This window comes from Olegusella massiliensis (assembly GCF_900078545.1).
Classification (GTDB): Bacteria; Actinomycetota; Coriobacteriia; order Coriobacteriales; family Atopobiaceae; genus Olegusella; species Olegusella massiliensis.
Window position 1 is genome coordinate 1533753 of record NZ_FLLS01000002.1, and the last position, 26678, is coordinate 1560430.

The 26678-nt window shown below is 48.6% G+C and carries 19 protein-coding genes and 4 tRNA genes; 14 read left to right on the forward strand and 9 right to left on the reverse strand.

The features are described from left to right. The first annotated feature begins 92 nt into the window (after positions 1–92). Positions 93–617 carry a DUF1836 domain-containing protein gene (locus tag BN4314_RS06960; RefSeq protein WP_082911220.1) on the forward strand — a complete coding sequence of 175 codons (525 nt, stop codon included), beginning with the start codon at positions 93–95 and terminating at the stop codon, positions 615–617. Next, on the forward strand, positions 614–1615 hold the full coding sequence (locus BN4314_RS06965) for an asparaginase (protein WP_068540501.1): 1002 nt from the start codon (positions 614–616) through the stop codon (positions 1613–1615). The genes BN4314_RS06960 and BN4314_RS06965 overlap by 4 nt, the downstream gene beginning before the upstream one ends. Positions 1616–1660: 45 nt before the next feature. Here the strand turns inward: BN4314_RS06965 and BN4314_RS06970 are convergent, their stop codons facing one another. The 4 genes from BN4314_RS06970 to BN4314_RS06985 all read right to left on the reverse strand — a co-directional run bounded on the left by BN4314_RS06970 (position 1661) and on the right by BN4314_RS06985 (position 6732). Next, positions 1661–2938, reverse strand: a complete 1278-nt coding sequence (locus BN4314_RS06970) for a glutamate-5-semialdehyde dehydrogenase (protein WP_068540912.1) — start codon at positions 2936–2938, stop codon at positions 1661–1663. Between the two features lie 39 nt (positions 2939–2977). Then, positions 2978–4096, reverse strand: a complete 1119-nt coding sequence (locus BN4314_RS06975; RefSeq protein WP_068540504.1) for an Ldh family oxidoreductase — start codon at positions 4094–4096, stop codon at positions 2978–2980. Positions 4097–4172: 76 nt separating this feature from the next. Next, positions 4173–5363, reverse strand: coding sequence for an NAD(P)-dependent malic enzyme (locus BN4314_RS06980; RefSeq protein WP_068540507.1), 1191 nt, complete (start codon positions 5361–5363; stop codon positions 4173–4175). Positions 5364–5439: 76 nt separating this feature from the next. Continuing rightward, a complete protein-coding gene (locus tag BN4314_RS06985) occupies positions 5440–6732 on the reverse strand; it encodes an O-acetylhomoserine aminocarboxypropyltransferase/cysteine synthase family protein (RefSeq protein WP_068540509.1) in 1293 nt (430 codons plus the stop codon). A 113-nt stretch (positions 6733–6845) separates the two neighbouring features. On the opposite strand from BN4314_RS06985, the gene BN4314_RS08300 reads away from it, so the two are divergent. Together BN4314_RS08300 and BN4314_RS06995 are read left to right on the forward strand one after the other, a co-directional pair. Next, a complete protein-coding gene (locus tag BN4314_RS08300; RefSeq protein ID WP_082911221.1) occupies positions 6846–8186 on the forward strand; it encodes an ADP-ribosylglycohydrolase family protein in 1341 nt (446 codons plus the stop codon). A 139-nt stretch (positions 8187–8325) separates the two neighbouring features. Beyond that, a tRNA-Arg gene (locus BN4314_RS06995) sits at positions 8326–8401 on the forward strand. An 18-nt stretch (positions 8402–8419) separates the two neighbouring features. Here BN4314_RS06995 and BN4314_RS07000 read toward each other — a convergent pair. Continuing rightward, a complete protein-coding gene (locus tag BN4314_RS07000; protein ID WP_068540511.1) occupies positions 8420–10363 on the reverse strand; it encodes a DUF4012 domain-containing protein in 1944 nt (647 codons plus the stop codon). A 326-nt stretch (positions 10364–10689) separates the two neighbouring features. Between BN4314_RS07000 and pfkB the strand changes: the two genes are divergently transcribed. Both pfkB and ptsP read left to right on the forward strand, forming a co-directional pair. Next, positions 10690–11625 (forward strand): 1-phosphofructokinase, encoded by a 936-nt coding sequence (gene pfkB, locus BN4314_RS07005; protein WP_021735408.1) that lies wholly within the window; start codon positions 10690–10692, stop codon positions 11623–11625. Positions 11626–11729: 104 nt separating this feature from the next. Next, positions 11730–13436: a phosphoenolpyruvate--protein phosphotransferase gene (gene ptsP, locus BN4314_RS07010; RefSeq protein ID WP_021735342.1), complete on the forward strand. Its 1707-nt coding sequence runs from the start codon at positions 11730–11732 to the stop codon at positions 13434–13436. Between the two features lie 193 nt (positions 13437–13629). On the opposite strand, the gene BN4314_RS07015 is transcribed toward ptsP, so the two are convergent. Together BN4314_RS07015 and BN4314_RS07020 are read right to left on the reverse strand one after the other, a co-directional pair. After that, positions 13630–15132: a basic amino acid/polyamine antiporter gene (locus BN4314_RS07015; protein WP_021735281.1), complete on the reverse strand. Its 1503-nt coding sequence runs from the start codon at positions 15130–15132 to the stop codon at positions 13630–13632. Between the two features lie 83 nt (positions 15133–15215). After that, a complete protein-coding gene (locus BN4314_RS07020; RefSeq protein WP_021735338.1) occupies positions 15216–15992 on the reverse strand; it encodes a dimethylarginine dimethylaminohydrolase family protein in 777 nt (258 codons plus the stop codon). A gap of 217 nt (positions 15993–16209) precedes the next feature. On the opposite strand from BN4314_RS07020, the gene BN4314_RS07025 reads away from it, so the two are divergent. Beyond that, positions 16210–16863, forward strand: coding sequence for a GntR family transcriptional regulator (locus tag BN4314_RS07025; RefSeq protein ID WP_021735261.1), 654 nt, complete (start codon positions 16210–16212; stop codon positions 16861–16863). Between the two features lie 25 nt (positions 16864–16888). Here the strand turns inward: BN4314_RS07025 and BN4314_RS07030 are convergent, their stop codons facing one another. After that, entirely contained in the window at positions 16889–17881 is a 993-nt protein-coding gene (locus BN4314_RS07030; protein WP_068540513.1) for a diacylglycerol/lipid kinase family protein, read from the reverse strand. Positions 17882–18068: 187 nt separating this feature from the next. Beyond that, positions 18069–18144: transfer RNA gene (locus tag BN4314_RS07035), tRNA-Gly, on the reverse strand. Between the two features lie 201 nt (positions 18145–18345). Here BN4314_RS07035 and BN4314_RS07040 point away from each other — a divergent pair. From BN4314_RS07040 to BN4314_RS07070, 7 genes are all read left to right on the forward strand, one after another. Continuing rightward, positions 18346–18422, forward strand: a tRNA-Pro gene (locus BN4314_RS07040). Between the two features lie 212 nt (positions 18423–18634). Continuing rightward, a complete protein-coding gene (gene gdhA, locus BN4314_RS07045) occupies positions 18635–19996 on the forward strand; it encodes an NADP-specific glutamate dehydrogenase (protein WP_068540515.1) in 1362 nt (453 codons plus the stop codon). A 218-nt stretch (positions 19997–20214) separates the two neighbouring features. After that, positions 20215–20299 (forward strand) — tRNA-Leu (locus BN4314_RS07050). A 65-nt stretch (positions 20300–20364) separates the two neighbouring features. Continuing rightward, positions 20365–21708 carry a trigger factor gene (gene tig, locus BN4314_RS07055; RefSeq protein ID WP_187369563.1) on the forward strand — a complete coding sequence of 448 codons (1344 nt, stop codon included), beginning with the start codon at positions 20365–20367 and terminating at the stop codon, positions 21706–21708. Between the two features lie 138 nt (positions 21709–21846). Continuing rightward, positions 21847–22455 carry an ATP-dependent Clp protease proteolytic subunit gene (locus BN4314_RS07060; protein ID WP_021735414.1) on the forward strand — a complete coding sequence of 203 codons (609 nt, stop codon included), beginning with the start codon at positions 21847–21849 and terminating at the stop codon, positions 22453–22455. A 20-nt stretch (positions 22456–22475) separates the two neighbouring features. Continuing rightward, the gene (clpX, locus tag BN4314_RS07065) at positions 22476–23852 is read left to right on the forward strand and encodes an ATP-dependent Clp protease ATP-binding subunit ClpX (protein ID WP_082911223.1); all 1377 of its coding nucleotides are present in this window, start codon (positions 22476–22478) and stop codon (positions 23850–23852) included. Positions 23853–23927: 75 nt separating this feature from the next. Beyond that, positions 23928–26639, forward strand: a complete 2712-nt coding sequence (locus BN4314_RS07070) for a valine--tRNA ligase (protein WP_068540517.1) — start codon at positions 23928–23930, stop codon at positions 26637–26639. The last annotated feature ends 39 nt before the right edge of the window (positions 26640–26678 follow it).

A 26678-nucleotide genomic window follows, 5' to 3' on the forward strand; every position in this document is an offset into this window, starting at 1 on the left:
AAATTAACAAACTCATCTTTGACGAAGCAGAACCTAAACAATAAAATTTGTAGAGGTGTGCTTACGGGCATAGTTGCTAAGGAGCAAACAAAGTGAGCAAAGCAGAAAAAGAAACACGAGCTTCTTGTCAAGTACCGCTGACGGACTTTTATTTGCCTGCGCTACGAGACATTCCCGATGTAGGCCTGTTGCTTGAACAAACATGCCGATTAATTAATGGTTATCTAGACCCCTTGGGCAGTGTGCGTCTGACACCATCGATGATTTCCAACTATGTCAAGCAAGACATTATCGACCGCCCTATAAAAAAGCTCTACTACCGCAATCATGTGTGCGATCTTATTTTTGTAGCAGTCGCAAAGACGGTACTGCAACTCGATGATATTCGTAGTTTGCTCGAGCTTCAGCGTGCGCAATACACGCGTGAAGTGGCCTATCAGAGTTTTATTGAACTCTTTTCCGCGGCAATCAAGGGTACAGAGAGTATCTCTATAGATGAGGACAGTGAGCTTAGGCAGCTGTTATGTGAACTGGTAAGCTGCTGTGCCAACCAGATTCATTTAGAACAACGAATTCGTTTTATTCTTGACAAGCAAAGCCAAGGAGAATCTGCATGAAGCGCATATTGCTTATAGCCACAGGCGGTACTATTGCCTCGGTCGCCGGTGAAGCAGGGCTTTCACCTGCCATGACAGGAAAAGAATTGGCATTGCAAGTACCGCTCATCGAGGGTTTGTGCAAGCTTGATGTTGTTCAGCCGATGAATATCGATTCAACCAATATGCGCCCTTGCGACTGGCTCTGTATTGCTCGAGAAATTCGTGATAATTACGATAGCTACGATGGCTTTGTGATATTACATGGCACCGATACGATGGCCTATACGGCGGCAGCGCTCTCTTATCTCATCCAAAACAATGACAAACCAATCGTGCTCACGGGCTCACAGCAGCCTATGGGCAGCCCCTTTACCGATGCCAAACTCAATGTGTATCAAAGTCTGCTGTATGCTCTTGACGATGAGAGCAGTGATGTGAGCGTGGTTTTTGGGGGCGAGGCGATTGCGGGAACGCGTGCGCGCAAACAACGGACGATGAGTTTTAACGCATTCTCAAGTGTTAACTATCCAGCCCTCGCGATTATACGTAATGATCAAATTGTTCGCGTTAGCTCTGCTCATAAACTCGACAGACAAGCGCGAAAGCCTTGTTTTTATGACAAGCTGAATGAGCGCGTGATTGTTATCAAGCTTACGCCCAAGCTTCAACCGTCAATTTTTGCTCTGCTTCAGGAGGATTATGACGCCATCATACTTGAGACCTTTGGTATTGGCGGCGTTCCCGAATACCCTGATGCATCGTATAAGCACGCGATAGACGAGTGGATAACCTCGGGTCGCAGTTTGGTGATGACAACACAGGTACCTGAGGAAGGCCTTGATTTAGGTGTGTATGAAGTTGGGCATGCCTACGCCAACAAGCCTGGTATTTTACAGGGCGGCGACATGACTTCTGAATCGCTTGTAGCTAAGACTATGTGGGTGCTTGGACAAACGCGCGATACAGTAAAAATTAGTGAGTTGTTTTACCGTCCAGTCAACCACGACCGTAGCTAGTCACATCAATCAGGGTTGTAGCTGAACTTGTGCACCACCCGGCTCTTAGAGGTCACGATGCGTAAACTGACGCTTGCCTGAGGCATAGTCACTCACAATATGGTTTTGCCCACGCAACAAATACTTATAGGTTACGAGTCCCTCCAGTCCTACAGGACCGCGCGCATGAATCTTGCCCGTAGAAATGCCCACTTCAGCGCCAAAGCCGTAACGGTAGCCATCGGCAAAACGTGTCGATGCATTGACATAGACACCTGCTGAGTCAACCATCTGTTGGAACTTGTTAGCTTCGCTCTCATTGCGGGTAAGAATTGCATCGGTATGATGAGAACCGTAGCGATTGATATGCTCGATTGCTTCTTCAGTATTCTTTACAAGCTTGACACTGAGTTCAAGAGCGAGATATTCGTGAGCATAGCCGTCTGCGCCTAGAGGCTTTACCTGAATGTAGCGGGCGACCTCGTCATCACCGTGCAGATGCACACCAGCTGCCCCGCAAGCTGCAGCCAATCGGGGCAGAAAGTCCTTCGCGATACTGCGCTGTACCAAGACAGTCTCTGTCGTATTGCAGGCAACTACGTATTGTGTTTTGGCATCAATAAGCACACGCAGAGCTTGGTTGAAGTCCGCGCTCTGCTCTACAAAGCTGTGGCAAATTCCATCGGCATGGCCCATTACAGGGATTTTGGTATTGTCCATAATGTGGCGGACAAAGGCATTGGAACCGCGCGGGATGAGCAGGTCAACATCACCATCACAACCCAGTAGTTCATCAATATCAGCATGGGATTCTGCCTGCATGAGGCAGGCTGAAGGAAGCCCCGCCTTAAGGATAGCGTCGTGAATGAGGACAAAAAGACAGCGATTGGTCTTAGCGGTTTCACGTCCTCCCTTAAGAATTGCACAATTGCCCGATTTGATGCAAAGGGTTGAAATCTGCACGAGCGCATCGGGGCGCGCCTCAAAGATGACACCGATAACGCCTATGGGGCAGCTTATACGGCGGAGTTCTAGACCCTCGTCAAGGTCGCGATCAAGTGTAATGACTCCAAGCGGATCGGGAAGACCAATGAGCTGGTCGATGCCCAAACAGACATCGTTTAGTTTGTGCTCATCAAAGCAGAGACGTTTAATGAGCTGACTTGCAATTCCTGCTTCCTCGGCAGCTTGTACATCTGCAGCATTTGCCGCAAAAATCGCGTCTTTCGCTTCAAGCAGAGCTTGCTTTACCAGCTCAAGTGCATGATTGCGAAGTGCAATATCGCTCGCAGCAAGTACCGGTGCACTAAGTTTCATCTGGCGAGCATCATCACGAATACTCATCATATTTCTCCTTCTGAGCAATAAAGAAACGATGCTCTTTTATAGATCTTCAAAATCAAAATGATAGGGAAGTCCTAGTTCGTCTCGGACGGCAATAAGGTCTGCTTGGACACCAGAGCCTACCGGCACACCTTTGTCCTTACGCTCTTGTGCCGCCAACCACTCTTTTTCGCCTGCGGTATAAATACGGTCTTGACCTGGAGCTTTTTTAGAAGCACGCAGTGCACGACAGATATCACCAGCAATTTTTTCAAAGGTCTTACGGCCGCAAAATGCTTCAGGATCAATCACAAAAAAGAAGTGTCCCAAGCCATACATCTGTGGCTTTCCATCAGCAGATACACCCATGAGCGCCTTCATAAACTTGCCGCCAGCAAGTGCTGCTGAGAGAATTTCGACAACTGCTGCATAACCATAGCCCTTGTATCCTGCGGTGGCATCTCCAACGCCACCCAGAGGAGCGAGAGCTGCTGTGCCATCCACAAGATCTTTGAGTATTTGTTGGCTATCGGTTTCGGTGCCGCCATCAGCAGTAACCACACAACCCGCAGGGGTCTTTTTGCCCTCGCGTGCATAGTATTCGATACGACCGCGTTGAACAATGGACGTGGCGCAGTCTATACAGAAGGGAAACTCCTCATCTGTTGGTAGAGCAAAAGTCAAAGGGTTTGTACCCATCATATTGTCTACGCCAAAGGTTGGTGCGATAGAGGGACGAGCATTGGTACCCGTAAGACCAATCAAGCCCTCCTTGCTTGCCATTGTGGCCCAATAACCAGCGATGCCATAGTGAGTAGAGTTTTTGATTGCACCACCCGCCATGCCTTGAGCTTTTGCTTTCTTAATAAGCATCTGCATCATTTTGTGGCTCGCAACCATGCCCATGCCGTCATGCGCATCCATAACAACGGTGGTTGGAGTTTCACGCACAATCTCAGTATGAGTAACAGGTAGCAATGTTCCACGTTTGATACGGTCGAGATAGATTGGCTTAAAGCGGTTGCAGCCGTGGCTTTCGATACCACGACGGTCGGATTCCATTAAGACATCGGCGCAAATCTCAGCGTCAGCCCTCGGTACACCATAGGCTTCAAAGGCGTCAACCATAAAATCGCCGATTTGCTTCCAAGGAACATAAGGACGCGTTTCTGTACTCATGGTCTGCCTTTCGTTGTCGTGGAGCTGCTTGTCTTATAAAGCTCAGTGTAGCAAGCGAAACGACAAATACTGCACTCTAGGCACGAGCAATACCTTCAACGCGCGCTTGGTTGGCGACAGCGGTTGCTACCGCTTTGGGCACACGATCATCAAATGCACTGGGAATGATGTAGTCTTCGCGCAATTCGTCTGTGCCAACGATGTCCGCGATTGCCTGTGCCGCTGCCAGCTTCATGCCCTCAGTGATGTCAGTTGCACGCGCATCAAGAGCTCCGCGAAAAATTCCTGGGAAGACAAGCACATTGTTAATCTGATTGGGAAAATCTGAACGTCCCGTTGCAACCACACGAGCTCCAGCGGCCTTTGCCTCGTCAGGCATAATTTCGGGCGTGGGGTTTGCCATTGCAAAGACAATAGCATCATCTGCCATGGCTGAGACGAGTGTTGCATCGAGCACCCGAGGAGCAGAAACGCCGATAAAGATATCACGGCCAGGAAGCACCTCTGCGAGATGGCCGTGAATCTGCTCGGGGTTAGTGCGCAGAGCCATGGCTGCTTGTGCGGGATTCATCCAATTTTCGCCAGGAGCAAGTGCTCCTCTTCGAGCCAATAAAACAATATTTGTCGCACCAAGCTCAATCAGCAGATTGGCAATAGAAATGCCAGCAGATCCTGCACCATTGATAACGATACGCGTGTTTTCGAGTTTTTTTCCCACAAGGCGCAATGCGTTCATAAGACCTGCTGAGCAGACAATCGCTGTGCCATGTTGATCATCGTGAAAGACAGGAATATCAAGCTCTTGGCGCAGGCGCGTTTCTATTTCAAAGCAGCGCGGAGCAGAAATATCCTCAAGGTTGATACCACCAAAGCTGGGTGCCAATCGCTTGACTGTTTGGACAATCTCATCAGGATCCTTTGTATCGAGACAGATGGGAAAGGCATCGATGCCACCAAACTGTTTGAATAAGATGGACTTGCCCTCCATGACAGGCATAGCTGCCAGGGGTCCAATATCGCCGAGTCCTAGTACGGCGGTACCATCCGAGACAACTGCAACAAGATTGCGTTTTGCGGTGTAGTCCCATACCGCATCAGGGTTGCGAGCAATTTGGCGGCAGGGCTCGGCAACGCCAGGAGTATAGGCAATGGAGAGATCATCACGATTATTGAGTGCAACCTTGCTGGTGACCGCGATTTTACCGTGATGTTGACGGTGCATCTCGAGTGCTAATGCGGCAAAATCCTTATGCTCATTCGCTGTCATAATCCCTCCAAATACTTAATTCATGCTCGTAATAACAAAAAGCGGCACCATAAAGATGCCGCTTGTACTCGGTGATTTAGGCCAAAGCAGCAAATGCTTGCTCAAGGTCACTAAGGATATCTTTGGGGTCTTCCAAGCCACAGGACAGACGAATCATACCAGGGTAGATGCCTGCAGCCAGTAGCTGCTCATCGGTGAGCTGGCGGTGGGTCGAAGTGGCAGGATGCAAAGCGCAGGTTTGCGAATCAGCGACATGTACCTCCTGAGACACAAGCTTCAGATGATCAAGTACTGCCGCCGCACGGTCACGGCTGCCGCCCTTGGAGCCCTTGCCATCTCCTACCACAAAGGAAATGACTCCGCAGGGGCCATCAGGTAGATACTTATTTGCGAGCTCATGATAGGAATTGGATTTTAGGCCAGGGAAGTTGACCGAATCTACCTCGGGACGCGCCTCAAGATATTCGGCAACTTTTTGAGCGGTACTTGTATGACGCCTCATACGAAGTGCAAGGGTCTCGAGTGTCTCATTGAGAATAAAGGCATTGGTTGCAGGGGGATTGACGCCAAAATCACGCATGAGCTGCATACGAGCCTTCATAATAAAGGCAATCTTGCCATAATCACGCGTATAGATGATGCCATGGTATGACTCATCAGGTTCGGTAAAGTCAGGGAAACGACCAGAAGCAGCCCAATCAAATTTGCCTGAGTCAACAATGATGCCGCCGACCGTTATGGCATGACCATCCATGTACTTGGTAGTGGAGTGTATAACGATGTCAGCGCCCCATTCGATAGGACGGCAGAGTACAGGCGTGGGGAAGGTATTATCCACAACCAAGGGCAATCCAGCTTCGTGAGCTGCAGAAGCAAAAGTCTCTAGGTCAAGTACAGCGAGAGCAGGGTTAGCAACAACTTCGCCAAAAACAAGCTTGGTTTCAGGACGAATAGCTGCGGCGATTTCCTCTTTTGTTGCACGAGGAGAGACGAAAGTGGTGGTAATGCCAAACTTAGGCAGGGTGGTAGTAAAGAGATTTACCGTACCACCGTAAATCGTGGAGGAAACCACACAGTGATCGCCTGCCTTGCAGAGGTTGGCAACGGTCAGGAAGCTTGCCATCTGACCAGAGCTTGTCAGCATAGCTGCAGCGCCGCCCTCAAGATTTGCAATTTTTTCTTCTACTGCAGAGCAGGTGGGGTTGGTAATGCGGGAATACATATGACCCTGCTCGGGATGATCAAAAAGATTTGCCACTGCATCGGTTGTGTCATAGTGAAAAGTGGTGCTGAGGTAGATTGGCAAGCAGCGAGGCTCGCCATTGCCTGCCTGATATCCTCCATGGATGCAGGTAGTATCGATGCCCATAGTAATAAATCCTTTCCTTTGGGTGGCATACTTGTTAAGCGTAGCGCTTAGAGGGCAGCAATGTCGATATAATTTTTGTTGACAGTTTGCGTGAAAAAAGTGAGGCTACATTTATGCTTGACAGCATACAAAAGCTTTGTGTAAGCGATGAAAATTTGCAGGAGCATCTTCTACAAAGTCAAACTGTGTGGACAGGCAAAATTTTTTCGGTTGAAACCTCTCAGGTGAGCTGTCCTGATGGGAGGCTTGCGTATAGAGAGCTGGCGCGTCACCATGGGGGCGCTGCTGTGGCAGTCATACGCGATGGCAAGCTGTGTTTGGTGCGTCAGTGGCGTGTATCGGTGGATCAGCTGACCCTTGAAATTCCAGCAGGCAAACTCGAGTCAGGAGAAGATCCTACGGTTTGCGCTGCTCGCGAACTTAAAGAAGAAACGGGCCTTGTGGCCAGCTCACTTGAGCTTTTGGCAACCTCGTATGGTTCGATTGGTTTTACTGATGAACATACGATGATTTATCTTGCGCATGGCGTGCATCAAAGTGATGCAATCCCTGATAAAGGTGAGTTTGTTGATGTCGTGTGGCTTGATATCTCCGAAGTTTTAGATGCCGTCAAAGCAGGACTTATTTGTGATTCCAAAACTATCATTGCCGCCAGCATGGCTGCCCAAGCACTACGACGTCGTGCTCAACTAAAGTCAGTAATCTATGGGCTTGCAATAGGGGATGCCTTGGGCGTGCCGTATGAGTTTTGTGAGCGCGGAAGTTTTTGTTGCACAGATATGGTGGGGCACGGAACACATAATCAAGAGGCAGGAACATTTTCGGATGATACCAGTATGACTTTGGCAACCTGTGACAGCATTCGTGTGCGTGGCTTGATTGACCTTGCTGATATGCGCGAGCGCTTTTGCCGCTGGTTATATGAAGGCGCATATACGCCTGATGGCATTTGTTTTGATGTGGGCAATACAACTGCAGTGGCCTTAAGACAGGGATATGGCTGTGAGGGCGAGTGGGATAACGGTAATGGTTCGCTTATGCGCATTGCTCCTCTTGCTTTTATCGCGGCAAGTGATAAGGATATTCGTGCGGTTTCAGCTATTACTCATGCACATGCCTTGAGCTGTAGTGTCTGTGTGAGCTTTGTTCACATCCTAAGGCGTTTAGCAGCTGGTGCGACCGCGGCGGACGTGGCAGGAGAGTGGAAGGGGCAGCCTGCGCCTGCATCCAGTGGTTTTGTGCAGCATGCCTATGATGCAGCCCTTTGGTGTTTAGCAAATACGTCAAGCTATCGGGATTGTGTACTTGCTGCAGTTAATCTGGGTTCGGACACGGATACCACTGCTGCTATTGCTGGCGCATTGGCAGGTGTGCTCTATGGTTATGATGCTATTCCCGTCGAGTGGGTTTCTGCTTTGCGCGCAAAAGATTTGATCGAGTCCTGCTTGTTTTAATATTTTACTGGCTTAGCTGAAACTGAAGCTGGTTTTGTACTGAGAAGTATATTTAAGGCCACAAACAATATCTATGATACTTAGGGCACGAGATAGTGTAGGTCGTGGTAGGATATGCCTGCACGAGTTCCAGTAACGGGCGCCCTTAGCTCAATGGATAGAGCACCAGTCTTCTAAACTGTAGGTTGGCGGTTCGAGTCCGCCAGGGCGCACCATTTTTACGCGTGTATTTTTCAGTTTTCATCAGCGTGTACGCTAGGAGTCTGCCTAAGGGTTGGTTTGCCAGCATCAGCAGGGCAGATGAGCTTGTAGGTGATAGTAACTGTCTCACCATAGTCAAGCTGTACCGCGCAGTTTTCAAGTTTGCGTCCATCCCATTCCATAGGCTCATGGGTAAAGCTCAGGCCATTAGCTGTTTGCGACTCACTCTTGGCATCCACATCGCTTATCAAAACGTCTTCGGATGCAAGTAGGTAGAGCTGCAACATCATGTCGGCATCGCTACGTCTACCTGCACTTGCATTACCCAACACAACAAAGCCTCCTGCACTACTCCAAAGTTCATAAAGCGTGGGCATATCGATTGTATTGGTGAGCGTTGTCGTGACTTGATAACTAACACTGCCATCAGATTCCTGGGAAGCCTCGCCAATTTCTGTTTTTGCATGTAGATACCAGCTAATACGCCCGTTGGTTTTTTCATTGATATAAACGCCCAAGACAGGAGATTTTTTGTCGTTGTCATCTATACCAGCAAAGCCGAGGTCGGAAACGAGTTTTTCTTCCTCAGTATCAGCAAGCCACAAGAACAGTCTGTGCTGCTTGACACTAGCACGGAGCGTCTTGGTGAGTTTGGCAGTATCAATGCTGCCCAGCTTTTCAAACAAAGGACCCACGCTGGCATTGCAAACATCTTCAATCTTTTTGCCCTGTTCCCAAGGGCCGATATTCTGCGCGAGCTCTTTAAGGACGTATTCAGCAAAATTTTTGCTATCAAGAATAGTTTCATCATCAAGGGTGACATCACCGGTTATAGCAAGCAGATTTTGCACAACATAGGGGTCAAGCAAAATCACCCCATCAACGTGATTACCCGTCTGATTTTCATAAGACTGGGCGAGTAGTTCGGCGGCACGTGATGGGTTGGGGATGGAGGTAATTTGTGATGGCTGTGAGCTCAGCGTGTCTCCTACAAGCTCATCTTCTGCAGCAGATGTCTTGAGGAGCTTATCACTACTTAAAGGAGCGCTAAGAGAATCGTCATGTGAGAAGGGCTGCAAAACCAATGAACCATTGGAGACAGTTAGGATGCTCTTGCTAAGGGGAGCACCGCCTAAGGAACGCGCTTGATCGTTATCTTGAATAACCACCAGATAGTTGCGTGTTTCTTGGGAACCAAGAATGGTTGCGGCATGGGGTGCAAGTTTGTGTGCACGCTTGCTGCGCAAATCTAGCTCATCGAAGGCTTTTTGAGCATGCTGAGCTGCTTTTGCAAAGTCTGAATCTCCCGTAGAGACAAGAGCGGATAACTGCTTTTTTGTATCGGATATTTTTGTTTGATTGTCGCTGAGCGGATCGAGTGTGCCTGAGAGGAGCTCAAGATTAACCTTGCCACTTGAAAGGATTTGAACGCTTTTTTCCTTTTGCGCAACTTTCATAAAAGGCTCGACGATGTCATGCGAGAGTAGCTGAGCAGCAGAGGAAAGCTCTTGAGCTGCATGAGCATCATTTCCTGCCACAGGCAAAATTGACACAAAAGGCCAGAGCGAACCTTGGGTAAGTGACTTTAGGCTATCCGCATCGGCAGTCATTGAGGCAGAAGCCTTATTTGCTGCGGCGACATCTCCTGCATCTACAGCGTCTTTAAAACTGGCATAACTTGCCATGACTTGTTTTGCTTTGCTTCCCGCTTTGCGCACCTCACCAGAGATGGCATTGCTTGCAATGGCGCCTGCGATAACAAAGACTACAGCTGCGGTGCCCAGTACAATTCGCAACGAAGGTAGACGAAGAGGACCACGATGGTGAGTAAGCGGCATGCGGTTTTCTGCATACTTTGCGTCGCGAGCAGTCTGTTTTTCGTGCTCGCTCATGGAATGTTGAATGGTCGCGCGACCAGCAGAACGTGCACGAATAGTACGGAGGCGTTCTTCGCGGGAGTTCTTTTCATTACCCATGGGCAAAATCTGCTTTCTTCAACCAGTGTACAAAGGCGCAGTTGAATACTTCCTGTATGTAATTATCTTCCACCACACTATGATAGTGATAAAAGAAATGTTTCGGTGCTATATTGCTTGTCCGTTTTAGTGGTGTAGGCTGAATTTTGTGGCTGATGGCTGCTTTGAAGATGACGAGGGCATTCAAATATGAAACCGATACCATCTTTTACCGTACGTACAGCAGGTTTAAACGACCGTCTTCCAAATTATTCTCTCTTCTCGTTTCGCAAAGTCTAAAGTATGTGAGAATATGAATCGAGTTGGTATCTGGAAAGGAGCTCGCGTTGATTTACACGATGACCCTCAACCCTGCCATTGATTACGTCATGCATCCTTTGACGTTGGATATGGGTTTTACAAACCGCTCTTCGAGTGAAGAAATTTATTGCGGTGGAAACGGAATCAATGTTTCGACGCTCCTCAATGAGCTGCAAGTTCCCAATGTCGCTTTGGGCCTGCTTGCTGGCTTTACAGGTGACTACATGCTGCAGATGCTGCAGGATGCTGGTCTCACTTGTAATTTTGTCCGCTTGGACAAGGGTTTCACTCGTGTTAATGTCAAGCTTATCGGCATTGCAATGACGATGGTTAACGGCATGGGCCCCAAGATTTCTGAGAAGAAAGTCGATGAGCTCCTTGAGCGCATCGATGCTATTGGCGAGGGCGATACCCTTATTTTGACGGGCTCCATCCCCAAGTCTCTGCCTGAAAATATGTATGAGATTATCATGCGCCGTCTTAAGGACCGTGGTATTCGCTTTGTCGTTGATGCTCCTGGTACGCTATTGTTGCAGTCACTGGAGGCTGAGCCCTTCTTGATTAAACCTAACAATCATGAGGTGGGCCGCATCTTTAATGCTCACCCCGAAACTCCTGAAGAGTGTGAGCCTTATGCCCGTGAGCTGCAGAAGCGCGGCGCGCAAAACGTTATCGTTTCCTGTGGTGGACATGGTTCATTGTTGCTTGACGAGAATGCTGTGATGCACACCGTGCCTACAACAAAGATTCGTCTTGTTAACGCTACCGGTGCAGGTGACTCTATGGTTGCAGGTTTTATCGCCATGGTTTCTGCTGGTGCTGATTATGAGGATGCTCTGCGTTTTGCTTCTGCTTGCGGTACGGCAACCGCAGCAAGTAAGGGTATTGCCAAGCGCGCAACTATCGATCGCGTGTATGGTCGTCTCATCGATCTCATCAACAAGCAGACAAAACAAAAATAGGTTCGGTCTTAGACATTGTCTTCTCGCTTTATATGGAGATGGCGTCAATGGATTTGCCGCGCCATCAGGCGCGTGTCTTATGGGAACGCAAAAGAGGAGTGCATATGTTGAAAGGTGTTAATGCATCGGATGGCATTGGCATTGGTGTCGCACGTGTCGCAGTGGAACCTGATCTCTCCTTTACTCCGACCGCCCCCAAAGATCTAGAGGCTGAAAAACTTCGTTTTTCGGCTGCTCGTGACAAGTTTATTGCTCGTACTAATGAGCAAATTAAGCGCATGACGGCAGACGGCCTCGAAAATGAGGCTGGCATTATGGGTGCTCACATCGAGTTTGCCGAAGATGATGGCATTCTCGAAAGTGTTAATGACAGCATTGATGAGGGTATGTGCGCCGAGCAGGCTGTTTCCGAAGCCTATAACATGTACTACAATATGTTTATCAACATGGAAGATGAGCTCTTCCAGGCACGTGCCGCTGACGTTGCCGATGTAAAGACTGGTTTGCTCGCCAATCTATTGGGCAAGGAGTTAGTTGACTTGTCCAACCTGCCCGAGCATTCTGTTGTTGTTGTGCGTGAGCTCACACCTTCGATGACCGCTGACATTGACAAGAACAACATCGCTGGCATTATTACCGAGACAGGTGGCCGTACTTCTCACTCCGCCATTATTGCTCGTGCTATGGAGATTCCTGCCGTCCTGTCTGTTGAGAACTGCACGACTGCTATCAACAATGGGGACCTGCTGATTGTTGATGGTACTCAGGGCGAGGTTTTCTTAGATCCTAGCAATGAAGAGCTCGATAGCTACAAGTTTAAGGCGGAGCTGCTTGCCGCTGACAAAAAGAGGCTCGAAGTATATCGTGGTAAGCCCACCAACACCGCTGATGGTATGAGCAAACTGCTTGTTGCTAATATTGGCAATCCCGACGATGCGACCGCCGCTATTGAGCATGACGCTGAGGGCGTTGGCCTTTTCCGTTCCGAGTTCCTTTTTATGGATGCTTCTGAGTTACCCACCGAGGATGAGCAATTCTCCGCTTACCAAAAAGTTGCCTTGCGTATGAAGGACAAGCCTGTCATTATTCGTACGCTTGACGTGGGCGGTGACAAAGAGATTCCCTACCTTAACCTTGTCAAAGAAGAAAATCCCTTTATGGGATTCCGTGCTGTTCGCTACTGTCTTGCCAATCCTGAACAGTACAAGGTACAGCTTCGTGCTCTGTTGCGTGCTTCCGCCTTTGGTGACATCAAGATCATGGTGCCTCTGGTAACCGACCTCGTTGAGCTGCGCAAGGTCAAGAAACTTGTTGAGGAATGCAAGAAGGAGCTCGATGAGCGTGGCGTTGCTTATGACCCCAATATTGAGGTTGGTACCATGATTGAGACGCCCTCCGCGTCTTTGATTGCAGATTTGCTTGCCGCTGAATGTGATTTCTTCTCTATTGGCACGAATGACCTTATCGGTTATACGATGTGTGCAGACCGTGGCAATGATCGCATTGGATACCTCTATGAGGTTTACCAGCCGTCTGTACTGCGCTCGCTTAAGCGCATTATTGAGGAAGGCAACAAGGCCGGCATCTTGGTTGGCATGTGTGGCGAAGCAGCAGCTGATCCTTTGATTATTCCTGTGCTGATTTCCTTTGGCCTCGGTGAATTCTCCGTATCCTCGCCGTCCATTCTGCGTACGCGCTACATTATTTCGCAGTGGACCAAGGAAGAGGCAGACGCTTTGACCGAAAAGGTTATGAAGCTCGAGACTGCAGCTGAGGTCAAGGCTGCCCTGCAGGCTGCTGCCAAGAAGTAAAGCTTGCTAAAGGGTAGATAGCTCCAAGCTCGTACTACACGTTAAGAGCATTAACAGAGCCCCAAAATCTGATTTGTCTCAGGTTTTGGGGCTCGTATTTGCTCATTGGAAGCTCTTCGTTACCACGTTTGAGTAACTACCTACCAATCTATTGCAGGTAGCCTTAGACGACTGCCACCTGCAGTCCGCTTCCTTACAGTACCGAAATGACACCCGTTGCAATAAGATATACCGATGCCACCATTGTGATGATAATAATTGCTGCAATGACTTTATCCACTATAGTTGGCAAAATCTTTTTGCCTTGGGTTACTTCGCCCCAAGCATAAAGAATAATGCCTGGGCTAAACAATATGGTTGTAATCATAATGCCAGTTAACCCACAGGACCATACTAGAAAGATAGTATATGCTACACCTAACGAGCCAAAAAAACGTGCCTTGTTGATATTACCCGCACCATCGGCGCCCATGAACTTGTTCTGCCAAGCGATTTTGGCAAAGTACAATACCGAGGCAACATAGGGCACTAAAATTGTACATACGGCACAGTTGTACATAAACTGATAGGTGCTTGTTGCAAATACTGCCAGAATCAGAAATAGTTGTGTAATTGCAGATGACACAATGAGTGTCACGATGGGAGACCCTGCTTTGTTTGAGTACGCAAACATCTTGGGGAAAGTACCCATTTTTGCTGCTTCATGCGGAGTTTCGGCATTGATGATGACATAACCTAACATAGCGCCTAACAGCGACAGCACTACGCCGAGATTGACAATGGCAGCACCAACAGGTCCGATGGCAGCTTCGAGTACACCAGCCATCGAAGGTGTTGCGAGCTGTGCCATCTGCTCGCGAGGTACTACACCCATACTGAGGACTGATATCAGCATATACAGTACAAAAATGGCAATAAATCCAATAATAGTTGAACGTCCCACATCTTTCGCGAGACGAGCGCGTCCTGAAATTACCACGGATGCTTCGATGCCGGTAAAGACCCAAACAAGTGCAACCATAGTGGATACGACCTGTTCAAAAAAGCCCGGACCACCTGGTTCACCCATAAAGTTGGCCATAAAAATAGAAGGATTAAATTTACCCAACAGCAAAATCGAGACGATAAAGAGACCAAGAGGAATAATCTTTGCAATGGTTACAAAAATATTGAGTTTAGCTGCCTCTTTGACACCTTTTGCTGACAACCAGACCAAAAACCATAGATATGCTGAGGCACAAATACATGAGAGAAGATTGTTCCCACCTTCGAAAGGTTTAAAGAAATATCCAAGTGCTGAGAAGAGCAAAAGAGCAAATGAGACGTTAGATAGGCATCCTGAAATCCAGTAGCCATATGCTGAAATAAAGCCAACAAAATCACCAAATCCTGCGGCAGCATAGGCGTAAATACCGCCAGTTAGGTCAGGCCGCGCACGTGATAAACCAAAAAAGCACATAGCAAGCGACAGTACGCCTACAAAGCAAATGCCCCAGCTAATCAGTACAGCTCCTGTATTGGCACCGCCTGCGGCAAGGTCACCTGCTAGCGAGAAAATACCACCGCAAATGCTTGCCGTGATAACCATCATTGACAGACGTAGTAAACCCATACCATTGGGATCAATGATTTTGTTACCTTGTTTGTCTATAAGTAATTTTGTGGGACTACTTGTCGTTACATTAGATGTTTGCATCGTAGCAGCCTCTCTCCGAAGTAAAAGGTTGCGTAGATCGTTTTACCGTCCTACGCAACCTTTTGGGGATGATGAAAAAAGCTCTAGAAGCGTAAGCCTAGGCAGGATAGACCGCCATCGAGTTTGCGATATTCAGATGTATCTACCACGATAGTTTTATAACCAGCATCTTGTACGGCTTTGAGTACAGTGGGATAACCCTCAGCGACAATGACTGTGTCATTCATCCAAATGCAGTTGGCGCCGTAGGCCTCTTCTTCAGGAACAATAATTTTGTTGTAGTTTGCAAACTCAGCTTTTTCGATAAATTCACCAGAAACAAGCATATTGTTGTTCTCGATATAGTTGACGCCTGTCTTTAGATGCAACACCTTTTCCAAAGGTACTTCAACACACTTTAGACCCCACTCTTGTAGTATGGCGGCAAATTGGCGGATACCTTCTTCGTTGGTACGCTTTGATTTACCAACATAGAATGTGTTGCCTACCATCATGACGTCACCACCCTCAAGAGTGCCCGGTGAGGTAATGTGACGAATTTTGTCATAATCAAAAAAACGATGCAGCACAGGTTCAAGCAACGCTGCCTCACCACGACGAGTGTCAGCTCCTGGGTTGTCTACAATAACACCGCAAGATGTAATTACGCAGGTATCCTCAACGAAGCAGCTGTCAGGGTACTCTTCAGATGCAGGGAGTACGGTAACATCTACGCCACAACGCGTAAGAGCATCAATGTAATCATTGTGCTCTTCAATAGCTCGATTGTAGTCGGGCTTTCCAAGCTCAGGGGCAGAGGTAATGCCGTCAATCAATGAGTGACTTGGACGACGGACGATGCAGTGAGTGAATCTAGCCATGGCCAAACTCCTTTCAAAAAAAACTAACTTTGCGCTTTGCAAGTCCAAAATATCTTTAAGAGTTGTATACCGTGTACAATCTATACTCAAAGGTATTATTTTTTCAGTAAGCGGTAGATAACATGCTATTTATCTTTATTATTTTGTTTATATAGGCAATAATGTCGATTGTATACAATCGTAATACAAAAACAACAGCTTATAGGTGCGTGACAGCATGAGTAAAGAAAAATATTTTTCTCTCAAAGATCATGTGTATATGCATATTGCCAATCTCATTAATGAAGGAATGTTAGGGGAGTTTGAACATATTAGTGAACAAAGCATTGCTGATGCGCTGTCAGTGAGTCGCACTCCTGTAAGAGAAGCGCTGATGCAGCTTGCAGACGAAGGATACTTGGAGCGTTTGCCGCGAAAAGGTTTTACGGTGCGTGGTTTTGATGAGTCAGCTGCGCGTGAAGTGTTTGAAATTTTGGGACCACTTGACGGGAGAGCGGCTCTTTTGGCAGTAGAACGTATGAGCGACAATAATATTGCGCAACTGGGATTTTTGTGTAACAGTATGCAGCTGGCTATCAATAGCGGATTATTTGATCGCTATGATGATTTGCAACGCGAGTTTCATCAAACTTACGTGCGAAAGTGTGGAAATAGTCGACTTGCAGACTATATTGATAATCTTAATCGCTTTTTTATGAAACGCGCCTATTTGCAAGAAAAGCCTGAGGTACTGGAAGCAAATGCGCGCAAAGCTAATAAAGAACACGCACATATTTTGGCACTTTTCAAAAAACGGGATGGCATTGGGTTGCAATCTTATATACGGGATGTTCACTGGTCATTGGATAATGCTAAATATCTATCTTGGTAGGGAAGAGCAGTGCTACCTGTGCGGTCTATAGGGCGGATAGTTTCAATGAATCGGTAGCATTTCTCGGAGCGATAACTTTCAAAACAGCAGGGGCTACATCGATGCTGTGATGTTTTTGCTGGAGGATTTTTTCTCCATCGATTTGTCCTGGGGGAATTTCTTCAGGAAAGTATATGTCCAAATGAGTCAGTTGATCAAAAACTAAATGCCGAGATTGTGTGTGCTTTCCTAGACGGGCCAAGCCAAAGAGTCGCAGCGTGTTGGGTACGATTGGCAAGCTGCAGTTATAACAGAGGTCAAGTAGACCATCAGACGGATCTGCCTTGGGCGTCACCTGGAAGCCGCTACCATAGCTTACGCCCTGTTGCACTGCAAAAATAATTTCGCGACCTGAGATTTCTTTTTTGTTGCCAGTGGCGTCGCAGTAGCTTGCGTTAAAAGCCCAGCCATGATGAGCTTTACTCATAATTTTGAGACCAGAAGTAGCAAAAAGTGCAGCGCCTCGTTGGTGGGTATTTGCCGCGCGACGATCGGTGGTATCAATAGCAATAGCTGCATCAAGTCCAAAAGAGAGCGTTTCTATGTAGTACTTTTCTTCTGGAGTGCCCTTATCTAAAACACCTAGATCAAACTGTTTTGTCGTACCCATCATAATTTCAGTAAGTGCAGATTTGGGGTCGTTAATGGCAGATCCAAGGGTGCGCGCAAAGTCGTTTCCCGAACCCATGGCTATTACAGCAAGGATAGGGCGATAGGCTGCAGGTATGTGCATAAGCCCATTCACCACTTCGTTGATGAGACCGTCTCCACCAAGTGCAATGACGGTATCTGCTTCGATCGCCTGAGCAGCTAAATATTGAGCATGGCCAGGTGCATGAGTAAGCTGCATTTGGAACGTATCTGTTGCAGAACTATGCGCTTCAAAGTATCGGCGAACAAACTCAGCTGCATGAGCCCCTTTACCACTGCGAGCAGCAGGGTTGGCAATAACGATAGTGCGTCCCAGTTGTCGGCTCATGGACAAAACCTTTCAAGCTTGGCTTCTATAAAACTTTACTTGTATAAAGTATAGGCCTGACCTGAAAAAACAACGCTGGACAAAAAATGTGAGCAGAGAGGAAAGATATGTGCCGGAATGTGGCATATAACAGCACGTACAACATAAAAAAGCCAGCGTCTCAATGACGCTGGCCTCGGCATTTTTATGGAGCGGCGGACGGGACTCGAACCCGCAACAATCAGCTTGGAAGGCTGACGCTCTACCAATTGAACTACCGCCGCACATGTCGTGCTAAGACAGAATAACCCAAGTCTTCATAACACGCCACATAATTCTTGTCTTTGCTGAGTAATTCTCACAAGAATTGGAATATTTTGTAGTATGGGTTTGTGAGCACAGCGCAAGCAAAGTAAAAAATTCTTGCGAAGTTATTCTATCCGTTGCGATAAAGGCACAGCTCATCTATAATTGCCCTCCGTCAACGGGGCGTAGCGCAGCCTGGTAGCGCGCCTGCTTTGGGAGCAGGATGTCGTGGGTTCGAATCCCGCCGCCCCGACCATATTTTTTTGCCACGTAGCGAACCGTTTTATTTATTTGCTAGTTAGCAAACTGTTTCATAACAGATAAATTTGATGCCTGATTTAGTAGGCAAAGCAAAACCTGTCTACTCTAGACTGGGCGTGAATGAGAACGCTATAGGGGCGCTGTCTTGGGATGGTGCCCGCACCGGGGCGACAGGTGTCGTGCCCGCACTACCATGAGAGGGGAAGCATGTCCGCACAAAACTATTCTGAGCGCGTTATCGCTGAGCTTTCCGAGCGTTACGCTGATCAACCCGAATTTATTCAGGCTGCAACTGAGGTTTTAACAACCCTCCAGCCTGCTCTTGACGCCCATCCCGAGTACGAGCAAGCTGCTTTGCTTGAGCGGCTTGTAGAGCCAGAGCGCATAGTCATGTTTCGCGTACCTTGGATTGATGATGAGGGCAAAGTTCAGGTTAACCGTGGATATCGTATTCAGTTTAATTCAGCCATTGGACCTTACAAGGGTGGTCTACGCTTGCATCCTAGCGTGAATCTTTCCATCCTCAAATTCCTAGGCTTTGAGCAGATATTCAAAAATAGTCTTACAACACTTCCCATGGGCGGTGCCAAGGGCGGCTGCGACTTTGATCCCAAGGGTAAGTCTGACCGTGAAGTTATGGCATTTTGTCAGTCCTTTATGACTGAGCTTTTCCGTCACATTGGCCCTAATACCGATGTTCCCGCAGGTGATATTGGCACCGGCGCTCGTGAGATTGGATATATGTTTGGCCAGTATAAACGCCTGCGCAATGAATGGTCTGGCGTGCTTACCGGCAAGGGCCTCAGCTATGGTGGCTCTCTTGCGCGTACGCAAGCAACGGGCTATGGTGCGGTTTACTTCTTGTCTCATATGGTAGCCGAAAAAGAGGGTGCTCCCACCGTTGCAGCAGCTCCTCTTGCAGATAAGACCATCTGTGTTTCTGGCTCGGGCAATGTGGCAATCTATGCAGTTCAAAAAGCCGAGCAGCTCGGCGCAAAAGTTGTTACTGTCTCTGATTCGTCAGGTTATATCTATGATTCCGATGGCATTGACGTAGCCACGTTGCAGACGGTAAAAGAAGTACATCGTGCGCGTCTCACCGAGTACGCTGCTGCTCGTCCTAACGCTGTCTACCATGTAGGTGAGCGTCCTTGGGGGGAGACCTGTGATATTGCGATGCCTTGTGCTACGCAAAACGAGCTTGATCTCGACAATGCCAAGGAGCTTGTTGCCCATGGCGTTAGGTATGTAGTTGAGGGCGCCAACATGCCAACTACCCTTGAAGCAACTCAGTATTTGCTGCAAAATGACGTCTTCTTTGCGCCTGGCAAGGCTGCAAATGCTGGTGGTGTTGCGACTTCTGGTCTTGAGATGAGTCAAAACGCAGAACATCTCTCTTGGACCTTTGATGAGGTTGACGAAAAACTCAAAGGCATCATGGAGTCTATCTATACTGCTGCACGCAACGCTGCCAAGCAGTACGGTCATGAGGGTGATTTGGTTTTTGGTGCCAATATTGCTGGTTTCCTCAAAGTGGCAGAGGCTATGATGGCTCAGGGCGTTTGCTAAGGCGTCTATACGAGATAATCTGCGCGTGATGGTTTTAAAGCGCCTGCCGCTCTCATGCTCGGCAGGCGCTGTTTTCGTCTAGAACTTCTGCTTCAAAGCATAGATAATCCGCATATCTTTTCCGTCAACGGTAGTCATGTAGTTGCTACGTGGTCAGTTTGAGTTTCCCTACCCAGCGGAGGGTTATTTTGCTAATATCTTCTCCTGTGTGTTTATATGCGGGCGTGGCGGAATTGGCAGACGCGCTGGATTTAGGTTCCAGTGGGGCAACCCGTGAAGGTTCAAATCCTTTCGCCCGCACCATTCACATAAGAGGTAAAGCCAGATTAGCGTTTGCGTATGATTTGGCATGAGACACTGGAGGAACGTTGAAGATTTCCGTCACTTCTGAGAGGACCGACGACGGCAAGGTCGCGGCCAAGGTTACTGTCCCTGCTGCTGAGGTCGATGCTACGGTCAAGAAGACCTATCGTGACATTGCTCAGCGCTATAACTTCCAGGGCTTCCGTCGTGGTCGTGCACCACGTCCTGTTATTGATGGCATTTTGGGTAAGGATGCCGTTCTCGCACAGGCTACTGACGAGCTGCTCCAGGAGATTCAGCCTCAGATGATTGAGGAGCTCGACCTTGTTCCTGTTGAGCGTCCTGACTGGGGTGAGTCTGATCCTGTTGTTGAGCACGAGGATTTTGTTATCGATTGCACGGTTGTCGTGCCTCCCGTTGCTGGTCTTAAGAGCTATGATGCTCCCGCTATCAATATGCCTCCTGCAGAGGTAACTGAGGCAGAGATTGACCACCAGATTGAGCAGTTGCTCACGTATCGCACCACCTTTGAGCCCAACAAGCGCGCCAAGAAGGTCAAGGCCAAGGACATGATTACGGTCACTGCCGTTGACAAGAAGGGCGAGTCTGGTATTGCTGGTGAGGATCGTAGCGTAGCCCTTGGTAATCCCAACCTTGCCAAGGAGCTCGTCTCTGGAATTGTGGGCATGAAGGTTGGCGAGACCAAGACCATCTCTTGGACTCACAGCCACGATGACCATACCCATGAGTTTGAGGTTGAGGTTACTATCAACAACATCCAGAAGGCAGTTACTCCCAAGCTTACCGATGAGTTTGCTAAGACTGGCTTTGGTTTTGATACCGTTGCCGAACTTCGTGACGCTGTCAAGGAAGAAGTTGCGGCAGACAAGAAGGAAGGCCTGCCAGGTCTTAAGGAAGATCGCGTTGTGGCTGCTATTGGCGAACAGCTTGATCTCGAAGAGGTTCCCGAGGCCTATCAAAATCAGGTGTTCAACGAGCTTGCTCAGGAGTTCTTGGGTCAACTTTCTCGCCGCGGCATGAATCTTGATATGTATCTCAGCATGCAGGGCATCAAGAGCGATGAGTTCTTGGCTGACTTGCATGATCAGGCTGAAGAGCGTGCGCGCCAGTCTCTAGCCCTTGATGCTTTGGCAAACGAGCTCAAACTTGACTGCAGCGATGAGGACATCCGTAGTGAGTTTAAGAAGGCCAACGTCAAAGATGTTGATTCCTCCATCAAGGAGTTCCTCTCTGATGGTCGTATGCCTGCGGTACGTCAGTCCATCCGTCGCACCAAGGCTGTTAACTGGCTTGTTGATAATGCACAGGTTACCGAGGTTGACGAGGTTGCCGAGGCTCGTGCCAAGGATGAGGGCAACAAGGACGAAGCCAGCGAGGACGCTGAGTAGTTTTTGGTTGCAAGTTTTTGATGGTCAAGTGCCCTGGCAGAAAAACTGCTGGGGCACTTTTATCCATACATGTCTCAGAGAGCTACGAGTGGGGTACCATCGTTAGGTAAAGCATTTCGTAAGCGAAAGGATGCACTCATGCACAACCCAACAAATATTCCTTTGATTCCCTATGTGGTTGAGCAGACCCCTCGTGGCGAGCGTAGCTACGACATCTATTCAAGACTACTCAACGACCGTATTGTCTTTCTTGGTGAGGAAATTACACGCGAATCTGCAAATCTTGTTATCGCACAGCTATTGCACCTAGAAAGCCAAGACCCCGACAAGGACATTAGCCTGTATATCGACTCTCCTGGCGGCGAGGTCTATGCTGGTTTGGGCATTCTCGATACGATGAATTTTATTAAGCCCGACATTTCGACCATCTGTGTTGGTATGGCAGCATCGATGGCGTCTGTCCTGCTTGCTGCTGGTACGAAAGGCAAGCGTATGGCACTTCCTAACTCGATGGTGCTGATTCACCAGCCTATCTCTGGTGCTCAAGGACAGCAGACCGATATTCAGATTGTGGCGAATGAAACCAAATGGATTCGTGAGCACCTCAATGAATTGCTTGCAACCTATACTGGTCAGCCAGTCGAAAAAATTAATGTTGACACCGAGCGCGACAATTATATGCGTGCCCAGCAAGCGATGGAGTATGGCCTCGTAGACCGTGTTATTACGTCACGCACCGAGCAGTAAGATTTTGAGTAGGAGGGCACATGCCTTCGTTTGGTAACAATGGAACAGGGATGTTTGACGAGCTACATTGCTCGTTTTGTGGCAAGACTCGTACTCAGGTGCGCAAGCTAATTCAAGGACCTGATGGTGTATTCATCTGCGATGAATGTGTTGCTGCTTGTCAGGATATTATTTCAGGCTCGGATGCCGAGGATGCTCGCGCACGAGCCCAAGAACTGACACATATCGACAATGATGCAGCTGCTGGTTTTGAGCTAGCGCCTGAAAGAGAGGTTGAGCCTAGCAGCGAGCCGCCTCTCAAAAATCTTCCAACGCCGCATGAGATTTATGACGAACTTTCAAACTATGTCATGGGTCAAGAAGAAGCAAAGCGCGCAATGAGCGTGGCTGTCTACAATCATTATCGCCGCATTGCCGCAGGCGCTGATGAGGTTCCTGAGGAGAGCGAAGACGTTGAGATTGCAAAGTCCAACATCTTGCTACTTGGCCCTACGGGTACGGGTAAAACATTACTTGCCCAGACGCTTGCCCGCTTCCTTGAGGTACCCTTTGCCATTGCTGATGCAACCACTTTGACCGAGGCGGGATATGTGGGTGAGGATGTCGAAAATATCCTCCTCAAGCTCATAACGGCTGCAGATGGCGATGTTGAACGTGCTCAAATGGGCATTGTTTACATCGATGAGATTGACAAAATTGCTCGCAAAGCTGAGAACCTCTCGATTACGCGCGATGTGTCGGGTGAGGGTGTCCAGCAGGCATTGCTCAAGATTCTTGAGGGCACCGAAGCTGCCGTACCCCCTACAGGTGGTCGCAAGCATCCTCAGCAAGAGCTTATTCGCATCGATACCACCAATATTTTGTTTATCTGCGGTGGTGCTTTTGTGGGCTTGGACAAGATTGTTGCCGATCGTATTGGCAAGAAGGGTATCGGCTTTAATGCTGAGCTTTCGCGTAAGGTCGAGGAGGACCAAGACGAGCTTATGAGCAATGTCATGCCCCAAGATCTGCATAAATTTGGCATGATCCCTGAGTTCATTGGGCGCATTCCGGTGATTTGCTCCACGCGTGAACTGACGGCAGACGATTTGGTTGAGATTTTAACCAAGCCGCGCAATGCTATTGTCAAGCAGTACAAGCGTATGTTTGATCTTGAAGGCGTTGATTTGAACTTTACAGAGGATTCTTTGCACGAGATTGCTGACCAGGCTATTGCCCGCGGTACGGGTGCTCGTGGTTTGCGATCTATCTGTGAAGCAACGCTGCAGAACACGATGTTTGATTTACCAAGCGACCTCGATATTACCGAGGTTATTGTGACGCCTGAATCGGTGGGTGGCGCGCAGTCTCCCCAGATTGTACGTTCTGGTAAAGGCGCCAACCGTTCGAACTTGTAAGTTTTATTCCGCCAAGACGAAGCGTGCTCGAGACATGAGCACCCACCACGTCGCGGCAGGAGAGGGAGGATTGTTATGGAAGAAATGCCCAAGACCTACGACCCTGCTACCAACGAACCCGATCAGATTGAGCGATGGGTTCAGGCGGGCTGCTATCAGCGTTCTTGCGGTGTAGGGGACTGTACAGTTACCATTCCGCCTCCCAACGTTACTGGTATTTTGCATATGGGTCATGCGATGGATGACAGTATCCAAGATACCTTTGTGCGCTATAACCGTATGTGCGGCCGCTCTACTCGCTGGATTTTGGGCACCGACCACGCAGGTATTGCTACTCAAACCAAGGTCGATAAAAAGCTCAAGGCAGAAGGTAAGTCTCGTCTTGAAATGGGTCGTGAGAAGTTCTTAGATGCCTGCTGGGACTGGACTCATGAGTACGGCGGCACGATTATCAATCAGATTAAGCGTATGGGTTGTTCCATCGATTTTGATGATGAACAATTTACGATGAGTCCTGAGTTTTCTCGTGCGGTCCGCAAGGTCTTTGTCGACTGGTACCATGACGGCCTTATTTATCGAGGCAAGCGTATCGTGAACTGGTGCCCTCATTGCCGTACCGCTATTTCTGATGATGAGGCCGAATATCACGATGAAAAAAGCCATCTTTGGTATTTGCGCTATCCCTTGGTAGAGCCTGTAGGGGATACAACGTATATTACTGTCGCCACCACACGTCCCGAGACCATGCTTGGCGATACGGGCGTTGCGGTCAGCCCTCAAGATCCAGAAAAAGCTGACTTTGTGGGCAAGAAGGTTTTGCTTCCCATCGTCAATCGGGAGATTGAAATTTTTTCTGATTGGCATGTCCAGCCAGGTTTTGGTACGGGTTTTGTCAAGGTAACTCCTGCTCATGACCCTAATGACTATGCCATGGGTCAGACTCACGATCTTGAACAGATTAATATTTTTGACGAAACTGCGCACGTGGTTGAGGGCTATGGCATCTATTCGGGCATGGATCGCGATGAGGCTCGAGAGGCTATTGTTGCTTGGTTTGACGCACACGGCTTGCTTGATCATATCGAAGATATCGACCATTCAGTTATGCATTGCTATCGCTGCGATACTGCGCTGGAGCCATGGCTGTCCGAGCAGTGGTTTGTCGCTGTTGACAAGCTCAAGGCACGTGCGACTCAGGTGGTAAAGGATGGTGAGGTGACATTCCATCCTGCGCGCTGGACCCAGACGTACCTCAATTGGATGGAAAACCTCAAGGACTGGTGCATTAGCCGTCAGCTCTGGTGGGGTCATCGTATTCCCGTATTTTACTGCGAGGAGTGCGGTTGGGAAGATGCCCTGCTTGAAGATACTGATGTTTGCCCACATTGTGGAAGTCATCATATTCATCAAGATGAGGATGTGCTTGATACTTGGTTTTCCAGCCAGCTATGGACTTTTGCTACGCAAGGTTGGCCCGACCATCCAGAACGCATGGAAGGCCATCACCCTACCAAAGTACTCGTGACCGCTCGCGACATTATTGCATTGTGGGTTGCGCGCATGATTATGAGTTCTTTGTACTTTACCGACGAGGTGCCGTTCCACGACGTGTATATTTACGCGACTATCTTGGCTAAGGACGGTAGCCGCATGTCCAAGTCCAAGGGCAATGGCGTTGACCCCATGGATTTGATGGAAAAGTACGGCGCAGATGCTATGCGTCACAATCTGCTCACGTTGATCACCAACAATCAAGATGTTAAGTTTGACGCCGATATCGACAAGAAGACGCGCGAACTCATTAAATCTGATCGTACTGATGCAGCGCGTTCCTTTGTTACCAAGATTTGGAATGCCAGTCGTTTTGTACAGATGAATCTTGAGGGCTATCAGCCCGGAGCTCCCGTGGCCAAAACGTCTGAGGATGCGTGGATGCTTTCTCGTCTTGCTCGTGCGGTTGCTACGGCTACGCGCCAGCTAGAAGCATATGAGTTTGGTGATTATGCGCGCGACCTGCAATCATTCTTCTGGAATGAGGTTTGCGACTGGTATATCGAGCTTTGCAAAGGTCGGCTGCTTGATGGTGCCCCCGAAGAAAAGCTGCAAGTACAGCGAAATTTGGTCTATGTGCTTGATGCTAGTTTGCGTCTGTTGCATCCCGTCATGCCTTTTGTCACCGAAAAGATTTGGGATGCGTTGCCTGCAAGCGAGCTTGATTGTGATGAGAATGACACGTATGTCAGCCACGATGGTCGTTTCCTTATGATGGCTGCCTGGCCTGAGGAAGCAGACTTTGTTTCCTATGTCAACGAGCGTGCGGAGCATGACTTTGAGTTGGCAAAGGTGCTGGTGGGTGCTGTGCGTTCCACGCGTGCGCGCTACCGCCTCTCCCCACGCACCGAACTTGATGTGGCAGTACGTACTATGGGCAATGATGCCGAGGTTATCGAGGCTCAGCGTAGCTTTATTTGTAATGTGGGCCACATCGACCAGATGGTAGTTGGCGCGCGCATTGACAAGCCTCAGGGCGCTATTTCTGTTGCTCTCGGTGATATGGAAGTATTTGTGGCACTTGGTGGTCTCATTGATTTTGAAGCAGAGAAGAAGCGCCTGACCAAGCAGCTTGAGGCTGCTCGAAAAGAGCTTGCTGGTACCGAGCGCACGCTTGCCAACGAAAGCTTTGTTGCTAAGGCAGCCGCGGCTGTTATTGAGAAGAAGCGCGCGCGTGCTGATGAGCTGAGTGCAACTATCTCGCAGCTTGAAAATCAGATTGCTGACTTTAGCTAAGTAAAACATAGCGCGACAACTTGCATATTTTTTGTAAGC